The sequence below is a fragment of the Shewanella sp. SACH genome, from assembly GCF_001887095.2.
GTDB classification, from domain to species: domain Bacteria; phylum Pseudomonadota; class Gammaproteobacteria; order Enterobacterales; family Shewanellaceae; genus Shewanella; species Shewanella baltica.
Window position 1 is genome coordinate 1 of sequence record NZ_MPDG02000022.1, and the last position, 449, is coordinate 449.

Annotated in this window: 1 protein-coding gene; it reads right to left on the reverse strand. The window is 56.1% G+C overall.

Annotation, left to right across the window (positions count from 1 at the left end):
* The coding region (locus BM607_RS21600; RefSeq protein ID WP_140393441.1) for a putative Ig domain-containing protein at nucleotides 1-449 on the reverse strand (449 nt) is incomplete at both ends.

Genomic DNA, 449 nt, shown 5'->3' on the forward strand with positions numbered 1-449 from the left:
AAGGACTGGTCAGCGGTTAAGCCGTCCGTGTCCGTCGCTCGCAGTGTCACGTGGTGCGCGCCCACATCGGCATTGCTGGGCGTGCCACTTAACACGCCAGTGGCAGTATTGAAGCTCAACCAGCTCGGTTTGGTCACCGCGCTGAATGTCAGCACATCACCCACATCAGTATCACTCGCCGCAAAGGTGTAGCTGTATGCCGCATCCTGAGTGGCTGCAGTGATGGCCGTTGAACTAATCGTCGGCGCATCATTGACGTTGGTCACGGTGATGCTGAAGGACTGGTCAGCGGTTAAGCCGTCCGTGTCCTTCACTCGCAGTAACACGACATGGCTGCCCACATCGGCATTGCTGGGTGTGCCACTTAACAATCCAGTGGCAGCATTGAAGCTCAACCAACTTGGTTTGGTCACCGCGCTTAAAGTTAATGTGTCGCCCACATCGGTATC